Raw genomic sequence first — 23,838 nt, forward strand, 5'->3', positions numbered from 1 at the left:
TGGAAAGTTCTGTGTCGAAGGAGAGTCTAGTGATGATCGGAGAGAAGGACGTCCTTGGCTTCGTTGATCCTCGCCGCGAGGAAAGACGAGCCTCCGAGATCGGGATGCAGGCGCTGAATCAGTCGTCGATGCGCCTTGCGGACATCCGCCGCGGCGGCCCCCGCTTCAAGACCAAGGACCTTGTAGGCCTCCTCCTTAGTCATGGCGCCAGAACTTGGCGCAACACGCTGCCCGTCGTCTCGGTCAGGTTGCGCGTCTTCTCGCCAAACGGGAAAGCGGCCGTCAAGATAGGTCTCAAGTAGCTGTAGGCTTTCCGGATCGCCGGACAGCTCCTTGTAGAGTGCCTTGAGTTCGGTAAGGCCGAGTGAGGCGAGTGACTTGCCTTCCTGGTGGCCGGCCAGGACGAATCCCTGCAGGCCACCTGTGTCGTGATCAAGCTCCATTTCGAGCGCCGCGGTCCTTACGGTCGAACGCCGCCCCGGCGTTCGACTGGTAGAAGCCCCCCTCCTGCCGGCCACATACCAGGCCAGGGCCGCGGAGATCAGGCCGCCGCCGACGGCTGCCCGACCCAACAGCAACAGAACCACGCCAACCAGCCCCAGCGCCAATGGCCCTGCCATCTTCAGCGCCCTGGCAAGCTGGGTCGCATCTGCGCGCAAGAAGATGGTGACGGCCAGCGTCGAAAATACCAGGACAGCGGCGAGGACGGCGAGAACTGTCATGGCGCCTTGCCGCTCCTCAAATGCTCGAGCATCAGAATGTCCTCGGGACGGCCCCTCGCCTCCAGCGCCTTGATGCCGCCCGTGGCAAAGACGGCGACCGCGGACAAAAGCTTCGACAAGGTCGTCGCGGCCTTGCGGTCAAAGCGGAACCAGGCGCCCTTGCTGAGCCGCGCGATCTCCTTGAAGGCGCGCTCGGCGTCTGCGTCATGGCCTTCCTGGAAGACGAAGGCCGGAACGCCTAACAAGCCAAGTTTGCCGGCCTTTTCGGCCAGTTCGTCGATGTTCTCTTCCATCGCATCGCCGATGTAGACCAGCGCATCGACCTTGGCGGACGACGTCTCCTTGAGCGCATGCGCCAGCACCTTGCCGACCTGCGTCTGACCGCTGCGGCACTGGATGGACGTCATCAGCTGCTTGAGTGACGCCGTCTCGGCAACAAATTTGGACGCCCGGCATTCGCCAAGCCCGCGGAAATAGACAAGCTGCACGTTCAACCTGCCGGTGTTGCCGACGGCGTCGAACATCTGGCCCTGCAATTCACAGGCGAGATCCCAGGTCGGCTGCCGGCTCATCGTGGCGTCGAGCGCCAGCACCAGTCGACCATTGGCCTTGCCGGTGGCCAGCGCGCGCGCCTGGCGCACGAATGCGTCGATCGCCGCGGAATCCGAACGGCGCTCGACCGGCGGGTGATTGGCTGACGTAGCCGGAGGTTTGCTTTGGTCGCTCATCACCAAAGAAGATGTGGCGGCGCGCGATAGCTTGCAAGCCCGTCGTTGCGGGCTTCGGCACCCGAGCTAGAGTAGCCCGAGCTCGGCAAGTTCGAGCCGCAGCTTTGGCGGCATTTCGGCCAGCGCTGCATTGCCCTGGCCGAGATCGGCCGGCGCATCTACCGGCTTGAGGTAGCGCCAGCCCTGGAAGGCGCGGCGCGGCTGCCAGTCGGTGCGCACAACGGTCGGCTCGAGAATGAGATGGCAACGACCAATGCCTTCTGCATCGGTGAAGGGCCGGATTTCCAGCAAGCGCTGGCGGCACTGAACGTTGCCCTTGATAACCCAATAGAGCGAGCCACCCGACGTCAGTTCGGCACCGCGGGTCGGCACCATGCGCGTGGTGTGGAACTGCTCCACCGGCTCGCCATTGCGCCTGCGCTCGTCCAAGCGGAAGGCGATCCATTCCTCGAGATCCTCGACGCTGTCGCAGCCGACGCAGAGCTTTAGCATGTTCAGTGACATGGGCTGAAAACTAGCGTCTCCGTCAGACGCATTCAACGCCGTCAGTGGTTTTGCACAGGTTGGCCCGTTGGGCCATCCCGTCGGACACCTTCAGCACTCGACCACGTTGACCGCGAGACCGCCAAGGCTGGTTTCCTTGTACTTCTCGCTCATGTCCATGCCGGTCTGGCGCATCGTCTCGATGGCGGCGTCGAGCGGCACGAAATGCTTGCCGTCGCCCTTGATGGCGAGCGAGGCCGCGGTGACCGCCTTGACCGCGCCGAGCGCGTTGCGCTCGATGCACGGCACCTGGACAAGGCCGCCGACGGGATCGCAGGTCATGCCGAGATGGTGTTCGAGCGCGATCTCGGCGGCGTTCTCGACCTGCTCGGGTGTACCGCCCATGACGGCGCACAGCCCGGCCGCCGCCATCGCCGACGCCGAGCCGACCTCGCCCTGGCAGCCGACCTCGGCGCCGGAAATGGAGGCGTTGGTCTTGATGATGCCGCCCACGGCGGCTGCAGTCAGCAGGAAGTCGCGGATGCTGTCCTTGTCCGCCTCGACATGGAAATGCAGCCAGTAGCGCAGGACGGCCGGCAGCGTGCCGGCAGCACCGTTGGTGGGCGCCGTAACGACACGGCCGCCGGCGGCATTCTCTTCGTTGACGGCCATGGCGTAGATCGACAGCCAGTCATTGGCAAGCAGCGGGTTGGGCCGGTTCTGGCTCCACTGCTCCTGCAGCTTGTCGTGCAGCTGGCGGGCGCGACGACGAACCTTGAGGCCGCCCGGCATGATACCGTCCTGCGACAGGCCACGGTCGATACAGCGGCTCATTGCGTCCCAGACGGCATCAAGACCGGCATCGAGATCGGCGCGCTGCATGTGGATTTCTTCATTGGCGCGCTTCATCTCGGCAATGGAGAGCCCGCTCCGCGACGCCATAGCCAGCATCTCGACGGCATTCGCAAACGGATAGGGCACACGCTTGCCCGCCGCCGGAGCCGCGGTCTTGGCCTTCATGCGCTGCAGCTCTTCCTCTGAAACGACGAAGCCGCCGCCGATGGAGTAATAGATGCGCTTGAGCAGCAGGCGGTCGCTCGCGTCATAAGCGTAAAACGCCATGCCATTGGCGTGGCCGAGCAGTGGCGTCTTCTTGTCGAGCACAAGATCGATGCCCGGATCGAAGCGATAGGACGGATGGCCCTCCGGCGACACACGCTTGTCGCGCGAGATCTGCTCGACGATGCCGTCCGTCTGGTCCGGGTCGACGGTGACAGGGGTCAGCCCGTAGAGGCCGAGCATGACGGCGCGGTCGGTTCCGTGGCCGACGCCGGTATAGGCGAGCGAACCGTGCAGACTGGCGCCGACGCGGTCGACCTTGGCGCCGGCCGGGCGCGGCCAGTCGCCGGTGAGGATCTCGTCAAGAAAACGCGCGGCCGCCGTCATCGGCCCCATCGTGTGCGAGCTCGACGGACCAATGCCGATCTTGAACAGGTCGAATACCGAAAGAAACAAATCTCACTCCCTGCGACGTCGGCGGCTCATGTCGCGTATGTATACGATCATTCCGCCCTTTTCACGTCTGTGGCTAGGCGCGATCCGACGTGGTTTGCTCAGCGCGCGACATTTGAAAAAACCGCCTGACAACGCAAGGCCATATAGCAAAAAAGCGCGGCCCAGCCGCGCTTTTTGTATCCAATCCTGGCGATTTTCGATCAGCCGGCGGCCACGACAGCTGCCGTTTCGGCACCGCTCACCAGCCAGGCAATAAGAAGAAAACCTGCAAAGCCAATCACTGCCTTGGCCGTAAGGCCCCAGCAGGATTTCTGAACGCCGTCATCCATGATGTTTAGCAAGATCCTTGTGGTTCGTTCAGCGGGCGGTGGGTCCGCCTCAGCACGCGGCCGAGTTGCCTGCTGGATACGCCTTTGCGCGCGCCTTCGCAATTGCAAAAAATGGCCAAAGCATGGCGAAATCTGCATGGCAGCCATGCGGCCATCAATCCATTTTTAATCAAATCAGGCACTTATGCCGAATTCACGATTCACGCTTTCTAAACACCTGTGACACTGCCGTGGCAGGCAGATGATCTCGAAATAGGTGCGGCGCACATGCTAGCCTGCACTGGATGATCAACGATTCCGTTTCCATGACCGGCCCATTGGGCGCTCTCGACATCGCGGCACTGGCGTTCTTCCTCGCCGGCTGGGTATTTCATGCCCTTGGCGCCGAAGGCCATATTGTCACGCGCCTGTCGCTGACGCGGGCGATGAACGCCCAACGTGCCGCCTGGATGGCGACGATGGCTCGGCGCGAGGTCAGGATCGTCGACACCTCAATCATGAACGGGCTGCAGCAAGGCACCGCCTTTTTCGCCTCCAGCTCGCTGATTGCCGTCGGCGGCTGCTTTGCCCTGCTTGGCGCCTCCGATCGCGTTCTGGCCATCTTGAGCGACGTGCCGCTTGCAGGCGCCACCGCACGGCCACTGTTCGAGATCAAGGTCATCGGCCTGATCGTCATCCTGGCCTATTCGTTCTTCAAGTTCGGCTGGGCCTACCGGCTGTTCAACTACTGCTCGATCCTGATCGGCGCCGTTCCCCAGCTCAGCCCCGGCAGCGAGCCCAACGCGGCGATCGACGTCGCAGTCATGCGGGCGACCCGGATGAACCAGCTGGCCGGCAAGCATTTCAACGCCGGCCTGCGCGGCGTGTTTTTCTCGATCGGCTATCTCGGCTGGTTCGTCGACGCGCGCGTCTTCTTCGTCACCACAGTGGTGCTGCTCGCGGTGCTGATCAGACGCCAGTTCTTTTCCGAGGCTCGCAAGGCGGTGCTGGTTCAGGATTTCGGACCTGGGAACGGATCGTCGATCCGTCCCGACAGCCAGTAGGCGAGAAGGCCGATCCACTCACGCATCGCCATGGTCGTGTTCTGGAGCGAATCGGCCGGATTGTCGGTGAACAGGCCGACGCCCTCTTCGCCCGATGTCCGGTAGTCGACAGGCCAGGCGGTGACATCGAAACCGGCCTTGGCAAACAGCGCCATCGAACGCGGCATGTGGAAGGCCGAGGTGACCAGCAGCCAGGTCTCGCCAGGCTTTGGCGTCACCATCTCCTTGGAGAACAGCGCATTTTCGTAAGTGTTCCGCGAACGGTTTTCGAGAATCAGCCTGTCGCGCGCCACCCCGAGCGCTTCGAGCAGGCGCGGCGCCGTGTCGGCATCGCCTTCGCCTTCGAGTACCAGCGTTCCTGTGCCGCCTGAAATGACGACCTTCGCATCGGGATAGCGCCTGGCAAGGATCGCCGTCTCGACCATGCGGTCGCCACCGCTGTTGAGCTCATAGCCGCCCCGCACCAGATTGATCGCGCCCTCGAAGCCGCCACCGAGCACGATGATGCCGTCGACCCTGGCCGGCTGGACTGGTCGCTGGAACCGCTCTTCCAACGGATTGAGCATCAGCGAGCCAAGCGAGGTCCAGGTCGCGAGGGCCAGAATCATCAGCGAGGCGAAAGTCGCAATGCGGAAGAGGCGCCGGCGCCCGAAGAAGCTGGCAACGAGCCCGGCCGCAAGCAGGAAGATTGCGAAATTGAGCGGCTGGGCGAAGAACCAGAAGATCTTGGAGAGATAGAAGAACAAACCGATATGCCGTCCGTACTGGAATGGAGCCCCCTCCAATCCACTACTATGTCAGTCCGCAAAGTACGACCCCGGACTTGCTCGACTGGACAGCTGACACGTGCCCGGCTTCGGCTGATAGGCGCTATACGCCTACCACCATTTGTCCGGCTGGAAACGGCCAGCGGCCTGCTCGATGACATGAGCGGTCTGGAACAGCGTCTCTTCGTCAAACGGGCGCCCGATCAGTTGCAGGCCGAGCGGCAGGCCGTGGCCGTCGAGGCCGGCGGGGACGGCGATGCCAGGCAGGCCGGCCATGTTCACAGTCACCGTGAAGATGTCGTTGAGATACATCTTGACCGGATCGGCGGCCATGTCCTCGTCGGCGACGCCGAACGCGGCCGAAGGCGTTGCCGGCGTCAGGATGACATCGACGCCGGCAGCAAACGCCAGTTCGAAGTCGCGCTTGATCAGCGTGCGCACCTTCTGCGCCTGGAGGTAGTAGGCGTCGTAATAGCCGGCCGACAGCACATAGGTGCCGATCATGATGCGGCGCTTGACCTCGCGGCCGAAGCCGGCGGCGCGAGTGTTCTCGTACATCTCTATGATGTCCTTGCCCGGCACGCGCAGGCCGTAGCGGACGCCGTCATAGCGAGCGAGGTTCGACGACGCTTCGGCAGGCGCCACGATGTAATAGGCCGGCAGCGCGTATTTGGTATGCGGCAGCGAGATATCGACGATCTCGGCGCCGGCATCCCTGAGCCAGGCAATGCCCTTCTGCCAAAGTGCCTCGATGTCCTCGGGCATGCCGTCGACGCGGTATTCCTTGGGAATGCCGATCTTCATGCCCTTGACCGATTTGCCGATCGCCGCTTCGTAGTTCGGCACCGGCAGGTCGACCGAAGTGGTGTCCTTGGCATCGACGGAGGCCATCGACTTGAGCAGGATCGCAGCGTCGCGCACGTCGCGGGCGATCGGACCGGCCTGGTCGAGCGACGAGGCGAAGGCAACGGTGCCCCAGCGCGAAACACGGCCATAGGTCGGCTTGATGCCGACAGTGCCGGTAAAGGCCGCCGGCTGGCGGATCGAGCCGCCCGTGTCGGTGGCCGTCGCACCGGCGCAGAGGAAGGCCGAAACGGCTGCCGCAGAGCCACCCGAGGAGCCGCCTGGCACAAGTTGCATGTTGTCATAGACACGCGCGGTCTTTGCGCCACCTGATGCAACGAAGCCGCCATCGCCTTGATGGGTTGTCGGCATCACCACCGTCTCGGTGCGCGACCGCCGCCACGGGTTGATCACTGGACCGTAATAGGAGGTCTCGTTGGACGAGCCCATGGCGAACTCGTCCATGTTGAGCTTGCCGAGCATGACAGCACCGTCGGCCCACAGATTGGCCGTCACCGTCGATTCGTAGCGCGGCTCGAAACCGTCCAGCACATGGCTGCAGGCCTGGGTATGCACGCCTTCGGTGGCGAACAGATCCTTGATGCCGAGCGGAATGCCCTCGAGCGCACCGCCGTCGCCCCTGGCGAGCCTGGCGTCGGACGCCTTGGCCATCTCGCGCGCCTTGTCAGGCGTGGTGGCGACATAGGCGTTGAAGGTCGCGTTGGCCTGATCGATCGCCTTGACGTAGGCGTCGGTCAGCTCCGTGGCGGTGATATCCTTGCCGCGCAGCTTCTCGCGCGCTTCGGCAATCGTCAGTCTGGTCAGGTCGGTCATGGCGAATTCACTTCGGGGTCACGCAGCCGAAAGCTGCTTTTGATGAGACGACGGACTGGCCGGCAGGGCCTATTCCACCACTTTCGGCACAAGGAAGAAATTCTCGTCGGTGGCAGGCGCGTTGGCGACGATGTCGGCCGCCTTGTTGCCGTCGGTGACGGCATCGACGCGCTTCTTCATCTCCATCGGCGTGACCGACGTCATTGGCTCGACGCCCGTGACGTCGACCTCGTTGAGCTGCTCGACGAAGCCGAGGATAGCGTTCAATTCGCCGGTCATGCGCTGGGCATCGTCCTCGCTCACGGCGATACGGGCGAGATGCGCGACGCGCTTGACGGTCTTGAGATCAACGGACATCGAAAAACTCCGGAAAGCCGGTAAATTTGGTCAGGTCGGGCTATAACGGCGCGGCGCGCGCGGTGCAACATCGATGATCATGCTCATGGCATGGCGACGCCATCGCACAGCACGTAGGTGCCGCCATTGTCGGTCTGGCCGCCCTCGGGATCGACCTGGCGCACCGAAACGAGCTCGAGTTGCGTCGGGCTGAGTTCGAGGATGGAGAGCGTGTCTGGGAACAGATGCCCGGGCTCCTGGCACACGGCGGTCACCGCCCATGCAGGCGCCCGCGTCGCCCGGGTGACATTGAGAAACTCGCAATTGTATTCGACGCTTTCGAGCCCGTCCGCCGACAGGACAAGGCTGCCGGCGTCGATGACCGACTGCAGCGAATCCTTCTTGGCCTGGGCGCAGAGCTCCTCGGACTGAAGATAGACGCCCTTGATGAAGTCGACGGCATGGGCCGAGGTGCCGAACGCTGCCAACCAGGACACTGCTAGAATGCGCCAGATCTTCATTGCCGGTCTCCGCTACCTTTAGGGCGAATCTTCCGTATTCTCGGCGGGCCACCGCCATGCGTTTCAGGGTCAGGATAGTCCAACAACCAGACGTCACCTGACTTGTCGTCAACATACTCATTCGTCCAGTTTTCTGGGTCCGTCTTGAGCAATCTCAACCGCCTTGTGCGCTCGATCGCCTCGGCGCCGCGACATTCCACTTCGCCTTCCACAGTTGGCCCCACCACGTTGACGCCACGGCACAGCCAGCTCAAATGTCAGTCGCCACGCCAACCCTGGGCAACACCACCTCGACACCAGAGCCTTCGAGCCCGGCGACGAACTGTTCCGCCGTCTGGTCGATGATCGGGAAGCTGGCGAAGTGGCATGGCACCACCGTTTCGAACTTGAAGAAACGCCGGCAGGCAAGGGCCGCCACAGCACCGCCCATGGTGAAGCGGTCGCCGATCGGTACGATGCCGATGGCCGGTTCGTGCAGTTCGTTGATCAGCGCCATGTCGGAGAAGATGTCGGTATCGCCCATGTGATAAAGCGTGCGCTCCTCGGCGAAATGCAGCACCAGGCCGCCGGGATTGCCGAGATAGACGTTGCCGCCATTCGGCCCGCTGACCGACGACGAATGCAGCGCAGCAACGAAGGTGGTAGTGAAGCTGCCGCAATCGACGGTGCCGCCGATGTTGCCGGGATTGATCTGCTTGTCGCCGACACCCTGGCCGACGAGATACATGCAGATCTCGAAATTGGCGACGAGCATGGCGCCGGTCTTCTTCAGGATCGCTGCGGCATCGCCGATATGGTCGTCATGGCCGTGCGTCAGAAGCACATGGGTGACGCCCTCTGCGGCCTGCTCCCAGGACTGTCCCCATGACGGATTGCCGGTCAGGAACGGGTCGATCAGAATGGTAGCGCCAGCGACTTCAATCCGGAATGCCGAATGTCCATACCAGGTCAGCTTCATCGTTTCGGCACTCCTCGTCATTTCGTCGGCCAAAGGATAGAACGCACGAAGCCCCTTTCAAAGAGGCCGATACGTAAATTCAAGGTGTTAGGACCTGCGCTGCCCGTCCGGGCGCACGCATCCGGCAATTCATAGAGGAAAGCCGCTTGGCCATCGTTACGATTGAACAACTGCCCGGGCTGCTGGCCGGCGGAAAGACGCTAGCCGGGCTCGACCTCGGCGACAAGACGATCGGCGTTGCTGTCTCCGATCGCGGCCTCTCCTTCTCGCATCCGCGCCAAGTCATCATCCGCAAGAAATTCACGCTCGACGTGGCCGCCTTGCTTGCCATGCTGGCGAAGGAGAACACCGGTGCGATCGTCATCGGCCTGCCGATCAACATGGATGGCTCCGAGGGGCCACGCGCCCAGAAGTCGCGCGCCTTCGTGCGCAACGCAGCCAACCTGACCGACCTGCCGTTCCTGTTCTGGGATGAGCGGCTGTCGACGGTCGCCGCCGAACGCGCGCTGATCGAGATGGACGTCTCGCGCAAGAAGCGTGACGGCCGCATCGATTCGGCCGCCGCCGCCTTTATTCTGCAGGGTGTACTCGACCGGCTTCAGACACTCGACGCATCTCCGGCTGGGGATTAGAGCGCCAGCCCCTCACCTTCTCGGCAATCAGCTTGCGGCGGCGGAACGCCCAGATTCCCAAAAGGATGAATGTGTCGATGATGCAGGCCTTGCCGATCATCCACGGAATCTTGGCCGCTTCGACGCCGAGCAATTCGCCATAGAGGTCGAAGATCGCCAGGTTCAGGGCGCGGCTCAGGATCGGGTAACCGAAATGGAGGTCGTTGATCGACAGGAAGTACCAGCCCCAGAACAGGACCAGCGGCGCAGCCCAAACGGCGAAAATATAGCGCATCAGACGCTACCTCTGGCCGGCGGTCTGGCGGCTTCATCGCCCTGGAACTGGTTCGAAAGGACCGGCATCGGGATTCCTGCTTCTTTGCAAAAGACAGTGGGCCCTGCGCCTGCGACGCGCAACGTAAACCATTTGTTAAGGTTAATTTGGCCTCAGCCGTCCGAAAATGGGACGGCCTGTGACCCGGAACGTGTCAGCCCACCTGTGGATAGAGCGTATCGATGATCAGGCGCGAATCGTGGCGCGCGTCGAGCATGCCGTAGGTGCCGCGCCACTGGCCGGCGAGACGGGTCTCGATGAAGGCGTCGGCGATCCGCCCTGCCCCCATGCGGCGCAGTTCGGCAGCGGCCGCCGAGATCGCCAGTTGTTCGGTCAGGATGCGTGCCGAGCCCTCGTCCGACGAAGCCACCTGCATGGCTGCGCGGAGCACGCCGAGCACACTGCGTCCGCCGGGCCCAAGGTCGCGCTCAAGTGTAGCCAGTACATCCTCGAACAGGCCAGGCGCGCGCTGCAGAACGCGCAGCACGTCGAGCGCCATGACATTGCCCGAGCCCTCCCAGATCGCGTTGACCGGCGCCTCACGATAATAGCGGGCCAGCGGCGCTTCCTCGACATAGCCGTTGCCGCCGAGGCACTCCATCGCCTCGTAGAGCAGCGCCGGCGCGATCTTGCAGACCCAGTATTTGACGACGGGCGTCATGGCGCGGGCAAAGGCCGCCTCGCCGCGATCCGATGCCGCTTCGTCAAAGGAACGTGCCAGGCGGAAGGCGAGCGCGGTCGCGCCGGCGACATCAAGCGCCATGTCGGCCAGCACGCGCTGCATCAGGGGCTGATCGACAAGATTGGCACCGAACACCTGGCGGTGACGGGTATGATGGACGGCTTCCGCAAGCCCTGCCCGCATGATCGCCGAGGAGGCGACGGCGCAGTCGAGTCGCGTCAGCGTCACCATGTCCATGATCGTCTTGATGCCGCCGCCCGGTTCGCCGACGAGGTCACCGATGGCGCCCTGGATTTCGACTTCCGACGAGGCATTCGAGCGGTTGCCGAGCTTGTCCTTCAAGCGCTGGAACTGCAGCCCGTTGGCCGAGCCGTCGCTCAATATGCGCGGAACGAGGAAGCATGACAGCCCTTCGGGCGCCTGCGCCAACATCAGGAAGGCGTCGGACATCGGCGCCGACATGAACCATTTGTGGCCGGTCAACCGGTAGAAGCTGCCGCCGGCGCGTTCGGCCTTGGTGGTGTTGGCGCGCACGTCGGTGCCGCCCTGCTTCTCGGTCATGCCCATGCCGAGCGTCAGCCCGGTCTTTTCGACCGGCGGCTTCTGCGCCTGGTCATATTTGCGCGTGGTGACACGCGGTGCCCATTCGCGAAACAGCTTCGGGCTCGCCATCAAGGCAGCAAGCGAGGCATTGGTCATGGTGATCGGGCACAGATGCCCGCATTCGAGTTGTGCTGTCAGATAAAAGCGCGCCGCGCGCACCTGGTGGCGGCGGCCGGTCTCGGTGCCGCCATTCTCCCAGACGGAGGAATGCAGGCCGCCCGCGATCGAGCGGCGCATCAGCGCGTGATAGGCGGGATGGAACTCGACCTGATCGATACGGCGGCCCTGGCGGTCATGGGTCCTGAGCTTCGGCACTTCGCTGTTGGCGAGCCGCGCCAGGTCCTGGGCTTCATGGGTCAGCACGAAGCGGCCGAGCCCGTCGAGGTCACGACGCACGGGATCGGAGAAGCCTTCCGCGATCTGGATCAGCAGCGGGTCACCGCGCCAGGCATTGCTGCCCGTCAACGGAGGGGGCTGGTTCGGCACGTCCTGCGTCACGCCTTGTCCTTCATCGGTGTGGGCGACGGGCACGAATCCGCAGCCATGGCCGGCTTTATAGCCGAAATGCTTATCGATAGCTTATGGCCCAGCTTGGAAGCGACGAAAATCCCGTGGGAGAACTTTCATCGATGAAATGCCGGCTTGCGGGTCACCTAAGCACAGCCTATAGCAGCGCCTTGAGATGACAGACCTATCGTCCCTGCCGCCCTACCCGCACCGCCATCTTCTTGGCATCCGCGACCTTTCTCCATTCGACATCGAAATATTGCTCGACCGCGCCGACGCGGCCGTCTCCATTTCGCGTCAGTCGGAGAAGAAGACTTCGACGTTGCGGGGCAGAACCCAGATCAATCTGTTCTATGAAGCCTCGACGCGCACGCAATCGTCGTTCGAGCTCGCCGGAAAACGCCTCGGCGCCGACGTGATGAACATGTCCGTGGCGAGCTCTTCGGTGAAGAAGGGCGAAACGCTGATCGACACGGCGATGACGCTGAACGCGATGCGGCCCGACATCCTGATCATTCGCCATCAGTCGGCGGGTGCCGCCGCACTGTTGGCGCAAAAGGTTGGCTGCTCGGTGGTCAATGCCGGCGACGGCGCGCATGAGCACCCGACGCAGGCGTTGCTCGACGCACTGACCATCCGCCGCGCCAAGGGCCGCATTGCTCATCTTACGGTGGCGATCTGCGGCGACATCCTGCATTCGCGCGTCGCCCGCTCCAACATCCTGCTGCTCAACGCGCTCGGCGCCCGCATCAAGGTCGTGGCTCCTTCGACGTTGCTGCCGTCGGGCATTGCCCAGATGGGCGTCGAGGTGACGCAATCGATGGCCGAGGGGCTCAAGGACGCCGACGTGGTGATGATGCTGCGCCTGCAGCGCGAGCGCATGGCCGGCGCCTTCGTACCGTCGGTACGCGAGTACTTCCGATACTACGGACTGGACGCAGAGAAACTGAAGGCGGCCAAGCCCGACGCGCTGGTAATGCACCCCGGCCCGATGAACCGCGGCGTGGAAATCGCCTCGGAGATCGCCGACGGCCCGCAGAGCGTGATCCAGGAACAGGTGGAAATGGGCGTCGCCGTGCGCATGGCGGTGATGGAAGCGCTGCTCGACCCGCGCCGCAATCGCGACGGAAAGAACGTATGAGCATCACGGTTTTCCAGCGCGCCCGCCTCATTGACCCCTCGCGCGGCATCGATGAGACCGGCACCGTCATCGTCGACGGCAAGAAGATCGTCGCCGCAGGCGCAGACGCGCTCAACCAGGGCATACCAGGCGGCGCCGAGGTCATCGACTGCACCGGCAAGGCGATCATACCCGGCCTGATCGACGGTCGCGTCTTCATCGGTGAACCCGGCGGCGAACATCGCGAGACGATTGCCTCGGCAAGCATCGCCGCTGCAGCCGGCGGCGTCACGTCAGTCGTCATGATGCCCGATACCGACCCGGTCATCGACAATGTCGCGCTGGTCGAGTTCGTTCTGCGCACCGCCAAGGAAACCGCATCCGTCAACATCTTCCCGGCGGCGGCCATCACCAAGGGACTCGACGGCCATGAGATGACCGAGTTCGGCCTGCTGCGGGAAGCCGGTGCCGTCGCCTTCACTGACGGACGCCACACCATCGCCAGTTCGATGGTGATGCGCCGGGCGCTGACCTATGCCCGCGACTTCGACGCGGTGATCGCGCATGAAACGCAGGACGCCGACCTCGCCTCGTCAGGCGTTATGAACGAAGGCCTTTATGCCAGCTGGCTCGGTCTTTCAGGCATTCCGCGCGAGGCCGAGACCATCCCGCTCGAGCGCGACCTGGCGCTCGCCCGGCTGACCCGCGGAAAATATCACGCGGCAAAGATCTCGACCGCGATGGCGGCAAGTGCCGTGTCGCGCGCCAAGGCCGACGGCGCCAAGGTCACAGCGGGCGTCTCGATCAACAGCCTGTCGCTCAACGAAAACGACGTCGGCGAATACCGCACTTTCTTCCGGCTGGCACCGCCCTTGCGCGCCGAGGAAGACCGCATCGCCATGATCGAGGCGTTGAAGGACGGCACCATCGACCTGATCGTTTCTTCGCACGACCCTCAGGACGTCGATACCAAGCGCCTGCCCTTCGCAGACGCAGCCGTCGGCGCGATCGGCCTGGAGACGCTGCTGGCCGTGGCCTTGCGCCTGCACCACAATGGCGAAGTGTCGCTGCTGCGCATCATCGATGCACTTTCGACCGCCCCGGCAAAGCTGTTCGGCCTGCCGGGCGGCACGCTGAAGCCCGGTTCGATTGCAGATTTGGCGCTTGTCGATCTTGGCGAGCCGTGGCTGGTGCGCGAGGCCGACATCCGCTCGCGCTCCAAGAACACCTGCTTCGAAGGCGCCAGGCTGCAAGGCAAGGTCTTGAAAACCTTGGTCGGCGGACGCACAGTGTTTTCGGCCTGATAGGCCACGGGGGAGACCACAGACCTTGATGCCGGATGACATTTTTCCGACGGCCATGCACGTGCTCATCGCGGCCGCCGTATTCGGCTATGCCCTCGGCTCGATTCCGTTCGGCCTGCTGCTGACCCGCGCTGCCGGCCTCGGCGACGTGCGCAAGATCGGCTCCGGCAATATCGGCGCCACCAATGTGCTGCGCACCGGCAACAAGAAGCTGGCGGCAGCAACGCTGCTGCTCGACGCGCTCAAGGGCACGGTGGCTGTGCTTGTCGCTTCGCGTTGGAGCCACGACGCGGCCCTTGCGGCCGGCCTCGGCGCCTTTGTCGGACATCTCTATCCGATCTGGCTCGGCTTCAAGGGCGGCAAGGGCGTCGCCACCTATCTCGGCGTGCTGTTCGGCCTGTCGGGGCTCGGCGCGCTTGCCTTCGCCGTTACCTGGCTGCTCGTCGCCTTCGTCAGCCGCTACTCGTCGCTCGCCGCGCTGACCGCCGCCATCGTCGTGCCGATTGCTCTTTATATGATCGACATGCCCAAGGCCGCCGGCCTGCTGGCCCTGATGAGCCTGATCGTCTTCATCCGCCACCGCGCCAACATCTCGCGTCTGCTTGCCGGCACTGAATCGCGGATCGGGTCCAAGGGATGACCCGCGCCGCCGCCGGGCCGCATCTCAGCGACCGGCAGCGGCTTCATTGGCTGCGCCTGATCCGTACGCCAAATGTCGGCCCCGCAAGTTTTCGCGACCTGATCAACCGCTTCGGATCCGCCGAAACGGCAATTGAGATGCTGCCCGAAATCATGATGGCCGGCGGCGCAAACCGTCCGGTTCGGGTTCCCTCGATGGCCGAGGCAGAGGCGGAGATGCAGCTGGCGCGCAGATGCGGCGCGCGCTTCGTTGCGCTTGGCGAGCACGACTACCCGCAGACGCTCACGCGCATGGACAACCCACCGCCGCTGCTCGCCGTCAAGGGCACCGCTGCCGTCTTCGGCTTGCCGCCGGTGGCCATCGTCGGCGCGCGCAACGCCTCGCTCGCCGGCATCAAGATGGCGCGCATGCTTGCCTCGGAGCTTGGTCGCAACGGCTATGGCGTGATCTCGGGACTGGCCCGCGGCATCGACACCGCGGCCCATCAGGGCAGCCTCGACACAGGCACGGTCGGTGTCCTGGCCGGCGGCATCGATCGCCCCTACCCGCCCGAGAATGTCGGCCTCTGCGACGAGATCGCCGAACGCGGCGCCATCGTCTCCGAAATGCCGTTCGGCTGGGAGCCACGCGCCCAGGACTTTCCGCGTCGCAATCGCATCGTCGCCGGCCTTTCGCTCGGACTTGTCGTCGTCGAGGCGGCTCAACGTTCGGGTTCGCTGATCAGCGCGCGGCTTGCCGGCGAGATGGGACGCCTGGTCTTCGCCGTACCCGGCTCGCCGCTCGACCCGCGCGCCGCCGGCAGCAACGGCCTGCTCAAGGACGGCGCGACGCTGGTGACAGAGGCTGCCGACGTGCTGGAAGCTCTGGCGCCGCTGGTTGGACGCCAGCCTTTTGCACCGGCCAGACTCGAGGAACCGCCTGATTTCACCGCGACGCCGCCACCCGTCGACGGCGACCGCGCCCGGGTGATCGAGGCGCTCGGCCCGGTTCCCGTCGAGGTCGATGAATTGATCCGCCACACCGGGCTTCATGCGGCGCAGATCTTCATGATCCTTCTGGAGCTCGACCTCGCCGGTCGGCTCGAGCGCCATTCAGGCGGGCGTGTTTCGCTCGTTGAGCCCGACATGTGACGGGCGCTCGCCGGGGACGACACCGGCGGCTTCGACATAGGCCATGTCGATCAGACAAGCGGGTATGCCGCGAGGCGTCGACCAGGATGCCGAGCTGGCCAGGCATCGACAGTATGGAATCAAGAGTTTTGGCCCGCCTTTGCGCAGGTGCCTGCTTGTCCGGAAGTGGGCCCTCTGGCGCCCCGCGTGAGTCGCGTGACCAAGGCCGATTTCAACGCCAATAGCCGGCTCAACCGACGATGGTGGACATGCGACAAATCTATCAACGATTGCAATCAGACGAATTAATATACTCAGGATTGCAATCCGGTTCTTCACCGTCGTTTTTGCCCCCTTCCCCTTGACCGGACCGAAAAGCGCGGCCATGTGACGAGCGAATTGAAAATCTTCGCCACGCGCCGTTTGCCGTTGTTTGGGCGCTTCACTGGAAAATCAGCCACATATGGACGTCGTTGTCGTCGAGTCACCGAACAAGGTGAAAAGCATCAACAAGTACCTGGGCCGGAACTACAAGGTTCTCGCCTCGTTCGGCCATGTCCGCGATTTGCCGGCCAAGGACGGCTCGGTGAAGCCGGAAGACGATTTTGCCATGTCCTGGTCGGTCGACACCGCATCGGCCAAGCGGCTCAGCGATATCGCCAAGGCGGTCAAGGAAGCCGACGGCCTGATCCTCGCAACCGATCCGGATCGCGAAGGTGAGGCCATTGCCTGGCACGTGCTCGAGGTGCTGAAGCAGAAGCGCGTGCTGAAGGACAAGACGATCAAGCGCGTCGCCTTCAACTCGATCACCAAGCAGGCCGTGCTCGAAGCCATCTCCAACCCGCGCGAAATTGACCCGCCGCTGGTCGATGCCTATCTGGCGCGCCGCGCGCTCGACTATCTTGTCGGCTTCACCCTGTCGCCTGTGCTGTGGCGCAAACTGCCCGGCGCCCGTTCGGCTGGCCGCGTGCAGTCGGTGGCCTTGCGCTTCGTCTGCGACCGCGAAGCCGAGATCGAACGTTTCGTGCGTGAGGAATACTGGCAGATCGCCGCCATCCTCGGCACGCCGCGTGCCGAAAACTTTGAAGCCAGGCTGACCGCCTTCGACGGCAAGAAGCTGCAGAAGCTCGACATCTCGTCGCAGGCCATGGCCGATGACATCAAGGCGATGCTCGATGGCGCAAGCTTCAAGACGCTGTCGGTCGAGGCCAAGCCGACCCGGCGCAACCCGAGCGCGCCCTTCACCACCTCGACCTTGCAGCAGGCTGCGTCGTCGCGCCTCGGCTTCTCGGCAAGCCGCACCATGCAGGTCGCCCAGCGCCTCTATGAAGGCATGGAGATCGGTGGCGAGACCGCCGGCCTGATCACCTATATGCGTACCGACGGCGTCCAGATGGCGCCGGAGGCGATCGAAGCCGCACGCAATGCCATCGCCAAGGAATTCGGCACAAAGTACCTGCCCGAAAAGGCGCGCCAGTACACCACCAAGGCCAAGAACGCCCAGGAAGCGCACGAAGCCATTCGGCCGACCGACTTCAATCGCACGCCGGCAGAGATGCGCAAATTCCTCGATGCCGACCAGGCCCGGCTCTATGAGATGATCTGGAAGCGCGCCATTGCCAGCCAGATGCAGCCGGCCGAGATCGAGCGCACCACGGTCGAGATCGAGGCGCGCAACGGGTCAAGAATCGCCGGCCTGCGCGCCGTCGGTTCGGTCACCCGTTTCGACGGCTTCATCGCCGCTTATACCGAGCAGAAGGACGAGGATTCGGAAGACGAGGAAAGCCGTCGCCTGCCCGAGATCCGCGCCGACGAAACGCTGAAGCGCGAGAGCGTCGACGCCAGCCATCACACCACTGAGCCGCCGCCCCGCTACTCCGAAGCCAGCTTCATCAAGAAGATGGAAGAGCTCGGCATCGGCCGGCCCTCGACCTATGTCGCCACGCTCAAGACGCTTGAGGACCGCGACTATGTGAAGATCGAGAACCGCAAGCTCGTGCCCCAGGCCAAGGGCCGGCTGGTCACGGCCTTCATGGAGAGTTTCTTCCGGCACTATGTCGAGTACGACTTCACCGCCTCGCTCGAGGAAAAGCTCGATGAAGTCTCGGACGGCAAGCTCGCCTGGCGCGACGTGTTGGCCGATTTCTGGAAGGACTTCTCGGGTGCGGTCGACGAGATCAAGGAACTGCGCGTCACCAACGTGCTCGACGCGCTGAACGAGGAACTCGCGCCACTGGTCTTCCCGGAACGCGAGGACGGATCGAACCCGCGTATCTGCCCGAAATGCGGCAACGGCAACCTGTCGCTCAAGCTCGGCAAGTACGGCGCCTTCGTCGGCTGCTCCAACTATCCCGAATGCGGCTTCACCCGCCAGCTCGACGGCCCCGGCGGCAACGGCGACAATGGCGGCCTCGAAGACGGCACCAAGGTTCTGGGCAGCGATCCCTACACCAATGAAGAGATCACGCTGCGCAGCGGCCGCTTCGGCCCCTACATCCAGCGCGGTGATGGCAAGGACGCCAAGCGCTCCAGCCTGCCCAAGGGCTGGGCGGCTGCGTCCATCGATCACGAAAAGGCGCTCGCCTTGCTGGCACTGCCACGCGATGTCGGCCAGCACCCAGAGACGGGCAAGATGATCTCGGCCGGGCTTGGCCGCTACGGCCCGTTCGTGCTGCATGACGGTGCTTATGCCAATCTCGAAAGCATCGAGGACGTGTTCTCGATCGGCCTCAACCGCGCGGTCACGGTGCTTGCCGAAAAGCAGGCCAAGGGCAAGGGCGGACGCGGCGGCGGTACGCCGGCGGCGTTGAAGGATCTCGGCGAACACCCCGCCGGAGGCGGCAACGTCACCGTGCGCGACGGCAAGTACGGCGCCTATGTCAATTTCGGCAAGGTCAATGCTACCTTGCCGAAGAACACCGATCCGGCCACGGTGACGATGGAAACGGCACTCGCGCTGATAGCCGAAAAAGAGGCGAAAGGCGGTGGCGCCAAGAAGCCTGCCCGAGCCGCCAAGAAGCCGGCGGCCAGCACAACCAAGAAAGCGGCCGCCAGCAAGGCCAAGAAGAAGGACTAGGCGACCGTGGCGCGAAAGATTTCCGGACGAAATGCCGGCACCAGACGCGCCGCAAGCGACGAGGTCCGTGGCAAGGACGTCTACCGGCCGTCGCGGGACGAGATTCTGCGCTACATCGCCGAGAATCCTGACCGCAGCGGCAAGCGCGACATCGCCAAGGCCTTTGCGCTCAAGAACGACGACCGCATATGGCTGAAGCACCTGCTGCGCGAGTTGCAGGACGAAGGCCTGCTGGAAAAGAGCCGCAAGCGCCTGACCCGCGCCGGCGCGTTGCCGCATGTCGCCGTGCTCGACATTTTTGGCCGCGACGCCGAAGGCACGCTTTTGGCCCGCGCCTCCGAACAGCCTGACGGCCCGATCGTGGCCATCAAGCTGTCGCGCAGCGGCAATGGACCTGTGCCCGGCGTCGGCGACCGCGTGCTGGCCAAGACCTTCCCCGTCGACGATCATATCGACGACAACGAGCCGGCCTACACCGCCCGCGTGATGAAGATGTTCGAGAAGCGCGCCGACACGGCGCTCGGCATTTTCCGCATCCTCAAGGACGGCAGCTTCCGCATCGAGCCGGTTGAACGCCGCCAGCCCGAGCTGGTGATCGACAAGGACCACCACAACGGCGCCAAGGACGGCGATCTGGTCGAAGTGGTGCCGGAACGGGCCAGCCGTTACGGCCTGCCGCGCGCCAAGGTGGTCTCGGTACTGGGTTCGTTGACCAATGAGAAGGCGGTCTCGATGATCGCCATCCATGCCCACGACATTCCCCACATATTCCCCGCCGACGTGATCGCCGAAGCCGAGGCCGTGAAACCGGCGACGCTAGACGGTAAGCGCGAGGACTGGCGCGAGCTGCCGTTGGTCACCATCGACCCCGCCGACGCCAAGGATCACGACGACGCCGTCTATGCCGTCGCCGACAGCGACGAGAAGAACCCCGGCGGCTTCATCGTCACCGTCGCTATCGCCGACGTGGCAGCCTATGTCCGTCCGGGCACGGCGCTCGACAACGAGGCACTGAAGCGCGGCAACTCGGTCTACTTCCCCGACCGCGTCGTGCCGATGCTGCCCGAGCGCATCTCCAACGATCTGTGCTCGCTGCGCGAAGGTGTCGACCGCCCGGCGCTGGCCGTGCGCATGACGTTTTCGGCCGAGGGCCGCAAGATCAGGCACGCGTTCCACCGCATCATGATGCGGTCTTCGGCCCGCCTCGCCTATCCGCAGGCGCAAGCCGCCATCGATGGCATCCCGGATGAGAAGACCGGGCCGATCCTGGAGACCGTCCTCAAGCCGTTATGGGCCGCCTATGACGTGCTCAAGCGCGGCCGCGACAGTCGCCAGCCGCTCGAACTCGACCTGCCCGAACGCAAGATCCTGCTCAAGCCGGACGGCACGGTGGACCGCGTCATCGTTCCCGATCGCCTCGACGCCCACAAGCTGATCGAAGAGTTCATGATCCAGGCGAACGTCGCGGCTGCCGAGACGCTGGAGAACAAGAAGCAGAAGCTCGTCTACCGCATCCATGACGGCCCTTCGCTGGCCAAGCAGGAATCGCTGCGCGAGTTCCTGCAGACGATCGGCCTGTCGCTGGCGCGTGGGGCCGCGATGCGTCCAAGCCAGTTCAACGGCATCCTCGAGCAGGTGCGCGGCGGCGACAATGAGCAGCTCGTCAACGAGGTGGTGCTGCGTTCGCAGAGCCAGGCCGAATACAATCCCGACAATATCGGTCACTTCGGCCTCAATTTGCGCCGCTACGCGCATTTCACCTCGCCGATCCGCCGTTATGCCGACCTCATCGTGCATCGCGCGCTGATTGGGTCGCTCGGCCTCGGTGCCGGCGGCCTGACGCCCCAGGAGGAAGCGCGGCTGGAAGAGACCGCCGGGCTGATCTCGCAGACGGAACGCCGCGCCATGGCGGCAGAGCGCGAGACCGTCGACAGGCTGGTCGCGGGTTTCCTGGCCGAGCGCGTCGACGAGACATTCGAGGCGCGCATTTCCGGCGTCGTCAAGGCGGGACTATTTGTCCAATTGCCGCAATATGGCGCGGATGGTTTCATCCCGGTGTCATCGCTAGGTGACGACTATTACCATTTCGACGAAGCAGCCCGCGCCCTGTTCGGCGAACGCTCCGGCAAGGGCTATCAGCTCGCCGATCGCGTCGAGGTCAAGCTGGTCGAGATCGCGCCGCTGGCGGGTGCCATGCGCTTCGAGATGCTGACCGAACCGAAGCCCCTGCCCGGTTCCAAGCGGTCCTTCCACAAGACCAAGGGGCAACGAACGCGTGCCCGCGCCTCCCAGCCACGGCGAGGACCTCGCGGCAGGAGATGACGATGGAAGAGCAGGTATTCGGCGGCAACCACCACAAGGTTGCGCGTGAACCTCGGCCGGTCTGGCAAGCGATCAAGCGGGGCCTGCTCTGCAAGTGCCCGAACTGCGGCCAGGGCCGGCTGTTTGCGTCGTTCGTCAAGACTGTCGACAGATGCGAAGTCTGCCACGAGGAGATTTTCCATCATCGCGCCGACGACCTACCCGCCTATCTCGTGGTTGTCATCGTCGGCCACATCGTCGTCGGCGCCTTCATGGGCGTCGAGGCGACCAGCAAGCTGGCCCTATGGCAGCATCTGCTGATCTGGGTACCGCTGACCATCGTTTCCGCGCTCGCGCTGCTGCGCCCGATGAAGGGCGCCGTGGTCGGCATGCAATGGGCGCTCTACATGCACGGCTTCGGCGGCGAAGAAGACGTGATCGAAACGCATCCCGAGGCCTGAACCCGCGCTGGCGCAATGCCCGAGAGCAAGCAAGTGCTTCCGTCCAACCCGACATTCCGTTAGGACAGCCGCGATGGATGGCATTAGCAAAGCAGACCTCGACAGGCTCGAAGCCAGGGAAATGGCCAAAGGACCAGCCCCATTGCGTCCGCGCGACGCGGCGACGTTGATCCTGCTCGACCGCAAGGGCGACGACGTGCTGGTGCTGATGGGCCGGCGCCACATGAAGCATGCCTTCATGCCCGGAAAGTTCGTCTTTCCCGGTGGCCGCACCGACCCGGCAGACAGCCGCATCAAGGTGGCCGAAGAGCTCCATCCCGACGAGCAGGACAAGCTGCGCGCCGGCACCGGCCGGGTCAGCGTCGCGCGCGCCCGGGCGATTGCGCTTTCGGCTGTTCGCGAAACCTACGAAGAAGCAGGGCTTCTGATCGGCCGGCGCGGCCCGTTCTCGACCACCAAGGCCGACTGGCAAGGCTTTGCCGAGCATGGCGTCGCGCCTGCGCTCGGCTGCCTGCGCTTCATCGCGCGCGCGGTGACCCCTCCCGGCCGGGTCAGGCGTTTCGACACACGCTTCCTCTCCGCCTGGCGCAGCGACGTCGCGGTCGAGTTGCCTCAGGGCGGACCGACAAACGAGCTCGAGGAACTGATCTGGTTGCCCTTGGCAGATGCCATGCAGGCCGACATTCCGGCGATCACCCAGTCGGTGCTTGGCGACCTGAGGCAGCGGCTAGCTGTCGATCCCGGACTCCAGCCGGGTGGCGAGGTGCCATTCTACCGCATGCTCGCCCAACACTTCCGCCGCGACATCCTGTAGGGCTTTGCATGACCGATACCGTTCAGGAGGCTGAAAACGTCGAACGCGTGCACTGGCGCGCGATTTCAGCGGCCATTGCCTCGATCAGCGTCGTCGGCATCGCCATTGGGCTGGGCATACCGCTGTTGAGCGTGATTCTCGAATCGCGCGGCTATTCCTCCTCGATGATCGGCCTCAACACGGCGGTCGCCGGCATCGCCTCGATTGCCGCCGCCCCGCTGGCGACGCCGATCGCCATGCGCTTCGGCGTCGTCTGGACGATGCTGGCGATGATTCTCGCCGGCGCCGTGGCCTTCGTCGGCTTCTATTTCGCCCAGTCCTTCTGGATGTGGTTTCCGTTGCGGGCCGTGCTGCATTTCGCGCTGACGGTGCTGTTCATCCTGTCGGAATTCTGGATCAGCACCTGTGCTCCGCCACATCGGCGCGGCCTGGTGCTCGGCATCTATGCCACCGTGCTTTCGCTCGGCTTCGCCGCCGGCCCATGGCTGTTCTCGCAGATCGGCAGCAGCGGCTTCCTGCCGTTCGGCCTGACCTTCGCCTTCGTCATGATCGCCGCGATTCCCGTCTTGCTGGCGCGCAGCGAAAGCCCCAGGATCGTCTCCGAAGGCGGCAAGGGTGGCTTCTTCCGCTACATCTGGATCGTGCCGACAGCGACCGCCGCCGTTCTCGTCTTCGGTGCGGTGGAAACAGGCGGCTTCGCCCTCTTCCCGATCTACGGCCAGCGCATCGGCTACAGCGAGGGCGAGGCAGCGATGCTGCTGACCATGATCGGGCTCGGCAATTTCCTGCTGCAGATTCCGATCGGCATGCTGAGCGACCGCATCGGCGATCGCCGCATCCTGCTGCTCATCTGCGCCCTCGTCGGTCTGGGCGGAACGCTGGCGATGCCGTTGTTGACCATCAACTGGCACCTGATGGCGGGCATGCTGTTTGTCTGGGGCGGCGTGGTGGCGGCACTCTACACCGTCGGCCTCGCGCATCTCGGCGCACAGCTATCAGGCCGCGACTTGGCCTCGGCCAACGCCGCCTTCATCTTCTGCTACGGCCTCGGCATGATCCTTGGGCCGCAGGTGATCGGCATCTTCATGGACGTCTTCGGCCCGAACGGATTCGGCTGGGCGCTGGCGGTGTTCTTCGGCGGCTACATCGCCATCGGACTGGGCCGAATTGCCGCGAAAGCGAGCCGATAGCGCTCCA

The 23,838-nt window shown here is 64.1% G+C and carries 24 protein-coding genes; 11 read left to right on the forward strand and 13 right to left on the reverse strand.

Annotated elements, in window-relative coordinates:
• Window positions 1-26: 26 nt before the first annotated feature.
• From IG197_RS02575 to IG197_RS02595, 5 genes are all read right to left on the reverse strand, one after another.
• Window positions 27-722 carry a DnaJ domain-containing protein gene (locus IG197_RS02575; RefSeq protein WP_192316758.1) on the reverse strand — a complete coding sequence of 232 codons (696 nt, stop codon included), beginning with the start codon at window positions 720-722 and terminating at the stop codon, window positions 27-29.
• The gene (locus IG197_RS02580; RefSeq protein ID WP_192316760.1) at window positions 719-1,450 is read right to left on the reverse strand and encodes a VWA domain-containing protein; all 732 of its coding nucleotides are present in this window, start codon (window positions 1,448-1,450) and stop codon (window positions 719-721) included. Before IG197_RS02580 ends, IG197_RS02575 begins: the two co-directional genes overlap by 4 nt.
• A 66-nt stretch (window positions 1,451-1,516) precedes the next feature.
• Window positions 1,517-1,954: a DUF1489 family protein gene (locus IG197_RS02585; protein ID WP_154386046.1), complete on the reverse strand. Its 438-nt coding sequence runs from the start codon at window positions 1,952-1,954 to the stop codon at window positions 1,517-1,519.
• 90 nt (window positions 1,955-2,044) lie between these two features.
• A complete protein-coding gene (locus IG197_RS02590) occupies window positions 2,045-3,448 on the reverse strand; it encodes an L-serine ammonia-lyase (protein ID WP_154386047.1) in 1,404 nt (467 codons plus the stop codon).
• A 200-nt stretch (window positions 3,449-3,648) separates the two neighbouring features.
• Entirely contained in the window at window positions 3,649-3,924 is a 276-nt protein-coding gene (locus IG197_RS02595; RefSeq protein ID WP_192320038.1) for a hypothetical protein, read from the reverse strand.
• Window positions 3,925-4,082: 158 nt separating this feature from the next.
• On the opposite strand from IG197_RS02595, the gene IG197_RS02600 reads away from it, so the two are divergent.
• On the forward strand, window positions 4,083-4,820 hold the full coding sequence (locus IG197_RS02600) for a DUF599 domain-containing protein (protein WP_192316762.1): 738 nt from the start codon (window positions 4,083-4,085) through the stop codon (window positions 4,818-4,820).
• On the opposite strand, the gene IG197_RS02605 is transcribed toward IG197_RS02600, so the two are convergent.
• From IG197_RS02605 to IG197_RS02630, 6 genes are all read right to left on the reverse strand, one after another.
• The gene (locus IG197_RS02605; protein WP_192316764.1) at window positions 4,769-5,566 is read right to left on the reverse strand and encodes a YdcF family protein; all 798 of its coding nucleotides are present in this window, start codon (window positions 5,564-5,566) and stop codon (window positions 4,769-4,771) included. The two genes, IG197_RS02600 and IG197_RS02605, sit on opposite strands and share 52 nt — an antisense overlap.
• 132 nt (window positions 5,567-5,698) lie before the next feature.
• Window positions 5,699-7,264 carry an amidase gene (locus IG197_RS02610; RefSeq protein WP_192316766.1) on the reverse strand — a complete coding sequence of 522 codons (1,566 nt, stop codon included), beginning with the start codon at window positions 7,262-7,264 and terminating at the stop codon, window positions 5,699-5,701.
• 69 nt (window positions 7,265-7,333) lie between these two features.
• Window positions 7,334-7,621 (reverse strand): Asp-tRNA(Asn)/Glu-tRNA(Gln) amidotransferase subunit GatC, encoded by a 288-nt coding sequence (gatC, locus tag IG197_RS02615; RefSeq protein ID WP_067962472.1) that lies wholly within the window; start codon window positions 7,619-7,621, stop codon window positions 7,334-7,336.
• A gap of 83 nt (window positions 7,622-7,704) precedes the next feature.
• Window positions 7,705-8,121 carry a hypothetical protein gene (locus IG197_RS02620; RefSeq protein ID WP_246765288.1) on the reverse strand — a complete coding sequence of 139 codons (417 nt, stop codon included), beginning with the start codon at window positions 8,119-8,121 and terminating at the stop codon, window positions 7,705-7,707.
• Entirely contained in the window at window positions 8,118-8,348 is a 231-nt protein-coding gene (locus IG197_RS36770) for an Imm27 family immunity protein (protein ID WP_371746570.1), read from the reverse strand. Before IG197_RS36770 ends, IG197_RS02620 begins: the two co-directional genes overlap by 4 nt.
• 23 nt (window positions 8,349-8,371) lie before the next feature.
• Window positions 8,372-9,079, reverse strand: a complete 708-nt coding sequence (locus tag IG197_RS02630) for a metal-dependent hydrolase (RefSeq protein ID WP_192316770.1) — start codon at window positions 9,077-9,079, stop codon at window positions 8,372-8,374.
• Between the two features lie 146 nt (window positions 9,080-9,225).
• On the opposite strand from IG197_RS02630, the gene ruvX reads away from it, so the two are divergent.
• Window positions 9,226-9,711: a Holliday junction resolvase RuvX gene (ruvX, locus tag IG197_RS02635; RefSeq protein ID WP_067962477.1), complete on the forward strand. Its 486-nt coding sequence runs from the start codon at window positions 9,226-9,228 to the stop codon at window positions 9,709-9,711.
• On the opposite strand, the gene IG197_RS02640 is transcribed toward ruvX, so the two are convergent.
• Together IG197_RS02640 and IG197_RS02645 are read right to left on the reverse strand one after the other, a co-directional pair.
• Complete coding sequence (locus IG197_RS02640) at window positions 9,650-9,985, reverse strand: DUF6105 family protein (protein WP_192316772.1); 336 nt, start codon at window positions 9,983-9,985, stop codon at window positions 9,650-9,652. The genes ruvX and IG197_RS02640 overlap by 62 nt on opposite strands.
• A gap of 193 nt (window positions 9,986-10,178) precedes the next feature.
• Window positions 10,179-11,807 carry an acyl-CoA dehydrogenase family protein gene (locus tag IG197_RS02645; protein ID WP_182573865.1) on the reverse strand — a complete coding sequence of 543 codons (1,629 nt, stop codon included), beginning with the start codon at window positions 11,805-11,807 and terminating at the stop codon, window positions 10,179-10,181.
• 184 nt (window positions 11,808-11,991) lie between these two features.
• Here IG197_RS02645 and IG197_RS02650 point away from each other — a divergent pair, with 184 nt between their 5' ends.
• From IG197_RS02650 to IG197_RS02690, 9 genes are all read left to right on the forward strand, one after another.
• A complete protein-coding gene (locus IG197_RS02650; RefSeq protein ID WP_192316774.1) occupies window positions 11,992-12,957 on the forward strand; it encodes an aspartate carbamoyltransferase catalytic subunit in 966 nt (321 codons plus the stop codon).
• Complete coding sequence (locus IG197_RS02655) at window positions 12,954-14,240, forward strand: dihydroorotase (RefSeq protein ID WP_192316776.1); 1,287 nt, start codon at window positions 12,954-12,956, stop codon at window positions 14,238-14,240. The genes IG197_RS02650 and IG197_RS02655 overlap by 4 nt, the downstream gene beginning before the upstream one ends.
• A gap of 28 nt (window positions 14,241-14,268) precedes the next feature.
• Window positions 14,269-14,880 (forward strand): glycerol-3-phosphate 1-O-acyltransferase PlsY, encoded by a 612-nt coding sequence (gene plsY / locus IG197_RS02660; RefSeq protein WP_192316778.1) that lies wholly within the window; start codon window positions 14,269-14,271, stop codon window positions 14,878-14,880.
• The gene (gene dprA, locus IG197_RS02665) at window positions 14,877-16,010 is read left to right on the forward strand and encodes a DNA-processing protein DprA (RefSeq protein WP_192316780.1); all 1,134 of its coding nucleotides are present in this window, start codon (window positions 14,877-14,879) and stop codon (window positions 16,008-16,010) included. Before plsY ends, dprA begins: the two co-directional genes overlap by 4 nt.
• 442 nt (window positions 16,011-16,452) lie before the next feature.
• A complete protein-coding gene (topA, locus tag IG197_RS02670) occupies window positions 16,453-19,065 on the forward strand; it encodes a type I DNA topoisomerase (RefSeq protein ID WP_192316782.1) in 2,613 nt (870 codons plus the stop codon).
• A 6-nt stretch (window positions 19,066-19,071) separates the two neighbouring features.
• Complete coding sequence (gene rnr / locus IG197_RS02675) at window positions 19,072-21,387, forward strand: ribonuclease R (protein WP_182573861.1); 2,316 nt, start codon at window positions 19,072-19,074, stop codon at window positions 21,385-21,387.
• Window positions 21,388-21,389: 2 nt separating this feature from the next.
• Entirely contained in the window at window positions 21,390-21,827 is a 438-nt protein-coding gene (locus IG197_RS02680) for a DUF983 domain-containing protein (protein WP_067962496.1), read from the forward strand.
• Window positions 21,828-21,900: 73 nt separating this feature from the next.
• Window positions 21,901-22,641 carry an NUDIX hydrolase gene (locus IG197_RS02685; protein WP_067962500.1) on the forward strand — a complete coding sequence of 247 codons (741 nt, stop codon included), beginning with the start codon at window positions 21,901-21,903 and terminating at the stop codon, window positions 22,639-22,641.
• Between the two features lie 47 nt (window positions 22,642-22,688).
• On the forward strand, window positions 22,689-23,831 hold the full coding sequence (locus IG197_RS02690; protein WP_182573884.1) for an MFS transporter: 1,143 nt from the start codon (window positions 22,689-22,691) through the stop codon (window positions 23,829-23,831).
• The last annotated feature ends 7 nt before the right edge of the window (window positions 23,832-23,838 follow it).

This window comes from Aminobacter sp. SR38 (assembly GCF_014843375.1).
GTDB classification, from domain to species: Bacteria; Pseudomonadota; Alphaproteobacteria; order Rhizobiales; family Rhizobiaceae; genus Aminobacter; species Aminobacter ciceronei.